We start from the raw sequence: 3,972 nt of genomic DNA, 5'->3' as shown, positions 1-3,972 counted from the left end.
CCTCCCCCGAGCGGTACGCCTGGTCGCCGACGGCCAAGCAGTGCTGTCCCCCCGGATCACCTGGCCCCTGATCGATACCTGCGTACAGCGCTCCCCCCCCCCCGCCCTGCACCGCCCCCCCCCCCCCGCACGCGAAGTCCTGGCACTGACCGGCGCGGGTCTGTCCGTCCGGGAGATCGCCGACCGCCTGGTCATCTCTCATTTGACCGCCCGCACACACGTCAGACGCACCATGGTCAAACTCGGCGCCCGCCGCCGCGCCGGCCTGGTCGCCATCGCCTACGGCGCCGGTGTGGTCCACCCCCGCACGCACCGACGCGTCCCCTGACCGCCACATCCGAACCACCGGCCGATTTAGCCACGTCCAAGGGATCCCCGTAAGGCTCGCCCCGCACGACTGACGCGTACGAAAGCTCGCTACGCCCTGACCAGGCATGCGACCACAAAGGGGGAACCTGTGATCAGCAGACGCTCACTCATACGCACCGGTGCGGGCGCCGGAGCTGCCGCCGCGCTGACCGTCTCCAGCGGCGGAATGCTGCTGGCCGGAGCCGGCCCCGCGGCCGCCGCACCCTCCTGGGACACCCTGCGAGCCGCCCTCACGGGCACCCTCGTGCTCCCCGGAGAGTCCACGTACGACCAGGCGATCCAGCTCCACCAGGCCAAGTGGGACGCGATCCACCCCCAGGCGGTCGCCTACTGCAAGACCGCCGCCGACATCGCCACCTGTATCCGCTTCACCCAGAACAACAGCCTGGCCTTCTCGGTCCGCAGCGGCGGCCACAGCAACGCCGGTTACTCCACCACGCCCGGCCTGGTCATCGACGTCTCCCGCCTCAACACCGTACGCACCACCGGATCCACGGTCCGCCTCGGCCCCGGAGCCCAGGGCGTCGACATCGTCAACACCCTCTCCGCGCAGGGCCTCCAGGTCGTCTCCGGCACCTGCCCCACGGTCGCGATGGGCGGCTTCCTCCAGGGCGGCGGCCTCGGCCCCGCCTCCCGCAAGTACGGCACAGCCGCCGACCGCCTGGTCTCGGCGAGGGTGGTCCTGGCCGACGGCAAGTCGGTCACGGCCTCCGCCAACGACAACCCGGACCTGTTCTGGGCCCTGCGAGGAGGAGGCGGCGGCAACGTCGGCGTCGTCACGGAGTACGAGGTACGCCCGGTCGCGATCCCGTCGCTCACCCTGTTCAACCTGACCTTCGCCTGGTCCGACGCAGCCGACATCGTCCAGGCCTGGCAGCAGTGGATCATCAGCGGCCCGCGCGAGCTGAACACGCAGCTGCTGTTCACCCTGGCAACCGACCAGGGCGGCGAGCCGCACGTCATCCTCACCGGCACCTACGCCGGCACACAGAGCGCCGCCGAGAACACCCTCAACACCTTCATGACGTCCCACGGCAAGGCCAGCGTGACCCGACAGGTCGTCGAACTGCCCTACCAGCAGGCCATGATGACCATCTTCGGCTGCGGCACCCAGACCGTCAGCGAATGCCACCGCGTCGGCTACTCGCCCGAGGCCGTCCTGCCCCGCGAGTACAACGCCACCTACCGCAACACACTCTTCAGCAAGGCCCAGACCCGCACCTCCATCCAGGACACTCTGGCCCGAATGGAAGCCTCCCTGCGCCCCGGCCAGTTCCGGGTCCTGGCCCTCCTCTCCTACGGCGGCCGCGTCAACGACTACAACACCGGCGCCACCGCCTACTCCCACCGCACCACCCAGTTCGAGGTAGGCATCCAGCTCGCCCACACCATCGCCGCCCCCACCCAGGAGGACAAGGCCGCAGGCGACGCCTGGCTCAACGCCACCTTCACCACAGTCGAGACAGCCGGCAACCACGAGTCCTACCAGAACTTCATGGACCCGGCCCTGGCCAACTGGCAGCAGGCCTACTACGGCCGCAACTACCCCCGCCTACAGGCGATCAAGTCTTCCTACGACCCGCACCACTACTTCACCTTCGCCCAGGCCATCGCCTGACCCCTGACCTCCCGACCCTCCTCCCTGCCGGCGGTCCGCTCACCCCCCTTCCGAGCGGACCGCCGGCCCCACCCACAACAGCCTGGTAACAGCTGTTACCATGCTCGTATGGCAAAGACACAACTGGGCGCCCGCGTCGACGACGAGGTCGCCGAACTCGCCAAAGCCCGAGCCAAGGACCGCGGCCTGAGCGTCGGCGACTACATCGCCGAACTCGTCCGGGAAGACACCGACGGCCTGCGCGCCCGCGGTCTCGACGCCGCCCGCCGCTTCCTCGACGAACACCAGGCGATCTTCGACGAGACCGAGAACGCCGACCAGAACACCCCCGGAGCCCACGCCGCGTAATGGACCTGCACATCGACGTCCCCTGGATCCTGCAAGTCGCCGAAATAGCAGGCGCCCACGACCCCGCCCCCGACGACTACGGCATCCCGGTAGCCGCGGTAGCAGCCCACAAGGCCGAACTCCTCGACCAGCCGGTCTACGACGGCCCCTACGCCCGCGCCGCCGCCCTTATCCACGTCCTCGGCCGCTGCCGCTGGCTGGAACGCTCCAACATGGCCGTAGCCGCCGCGACCGGCGTCATGTACCTGGAAGCCTCAGGCATCCCCGTCAAGCCCACCCGCAGCGACGCGATCGCCCTACGCGACCTGCTCCGCGACCCCACCTGCACCACGTCGGGAATCGCCACCCTGCTCCGCACATGGCCCACAGCCACCTGACACACCCCGAGGACCCATGGCGCGCGCAGGACTGACCCCACAACGCCTCACCCAGGCCGGCGCCGACCTCGCCGACGAGATCGGCTTCGACCAGATCACCGTCTCTGCCCTCGCCAGACACTTCGACGTCAAGGTCGCGAGCCTGTACTCACACGTCAAGAACTCCCACGACCTGAAAACCAGGATCGCGCTACTGGCCCTGGAAGAACTGGCAGACAGAGGCGACACAGCCCTGGCAGGCCGAGCAGGCAAAGACGCCCTGGCAGCCCTGGCAGACGTCTACCGCGACTACGCCCACGAACACCCCGGCCGCTACGCCGCAGCCCAACTACGCCTCACCCCAGAAGCAGCCGCAGCCAGCGCCGGCACCAGACACGCCCAGATGACCCGAGCAATCCTCCGCGCCTACCACCTCACAGAACCCGACCAAACCCACGCCGTCCGCCTCCTCGGCAGCACCTTCCACGGCTACATCACCCTGGAAATGAACGGCGGCTTCAGCCACAGCACCCCCAACTCCCAGGAAACCTGGCCCCGAATCCTGGAAGCCCTTGACACCCTCCTACGCAACTGGCCGGATACCTCGTCCTGACGGCGTCTCGGCATTACCTGATGATCCGTCAGGTTCGAGGGGTCTTTGTTCTGAGGATCCAGAACACTCGGGGAGCTTTTGTTCTGGAAACCTAGAACAAACAGTTTGGTATCACCGCAGTTCAGGGGCACTTTTGGCGCGAAACTCTCTTATCTATCACTAGACAGCGCTGGACGCCCGAACCTCTTCGTGGGTTTCAGGGTTGGGGCGTAGTGGAGGCTCTGTGTCGGGTGTGGGCCTGGTCGGTTGCTCGGCGGTCTTGTTTTTTTGGGGCAATAGCGTGGGGTGAGGGGGTTGTCCATATGTGCCTGAGGAATTGAGCCCGTACGCTGAGAGTCAGGCTGAACTTTTGTCTGGGAAGGTCTGTTGGGGTTGACGTTTGTTTGCTGGGTTACTGTTGGGCCGGGGAGGGGGAGTGTCTTTCCTGACCGTACGCCATCTGATGTTCCGTCACCTTTCCCTGATGCTACGTCAAGTGCCCTTTAGACAGAGCTAGTTGCTGCTGCAACGGAGCCCCGCGGAGCGGGCTCCGCCCCCGGATTGGTGTTGTGTGGTGTTTTGTCGGTGGGGTTTTTGTTGCTGTGGTGTCAGTGGCAGACCCGGTTGTTTGTGCTGGTCAGTGCCTGAATGGGGGCTGACAGTGGTTGCTGAGGCTGCACTGACAGAAG

5 protein-coding genes are annotated in these 3,972 nt (G+C 66.8%); all 5 read left to right on the top strand.

The genetic code is table 11. The annotated features are described in order from the left end of the window. A partial coding sequence (locus HLK59_RS48720; RefSeq protein ID WP_171148121.1) for a LuxR C-terminal-related transcriptional regulator occupies positions 1 to 328 on the top strand: 328 nt, incomplete at its 5' end. 129 nt (positions 329 to 457) lie between these two features. Beyond that, entirely contained in the window at positions 458 to 1,987 is a 1,530-nt protein-coding gene (locus HLK59_RS48715) for an FAD-binding protein (protein WP_171148120.1), read from the top strand. Positions 1,988 to 2,095: 108 nt separating this feature from the next. After that, positions 2,096 to 2,335 (top strand): hypothetical protein, encoded by a 240-nt coding sequence (locus tag HLK59_RS48710; protein WP_171148119.1) that lies wholly within the window; start codon positions 2,096 to 2,098, stop codon positions 2,333 to 2,335. After that, positions 2,335 to 2,712 carry a fic family toxin-antitoxin system, toxin component gene (locus tag HLK59_RS48705; protein WP_171148118.1) on the top strand — a complete coding sequence of 126 codons (378 nt, stop codon included), beginning with the start codon at positions 2,335 to 2,337 and terminating at the stop codon, positions 2,710 to 2,712. Before HLK59_RS48710 ends, HLK59_RS48705 begins: the two co-directional genes overlap by 1 nt. Positions 2,713 to 2,728: 16 nt before the next feature. Beyond that, complete coding sequence (locus HLK59_RS48700; RefSeq protein WP_171148117.1) at positions 2,729 to 3,304, top strand: TetR/AcrR family transcriptional regulator; 576 nt, start codon at positions 2,729 to 2,731, stop codon at positions 3,302 to 3,304. Positions 3,305 to 3,972: the final 668 nt, after the last annotated feature.

It is taken from the genome of Streptomyces sp. S3(2020) (genome assembly GCF_013044505.1).
In the GTDB taxonomy this organism is placed as follows: Bacteria; Actinomycetota; Actinomycetes; order Streptomycetales; family Streptomycetaceae; genus Streptomyces.
Note: the sequence above shows the minus strand (reverse complement) of the source record. Positions and strands in the feature narration are given on the sequence as shown.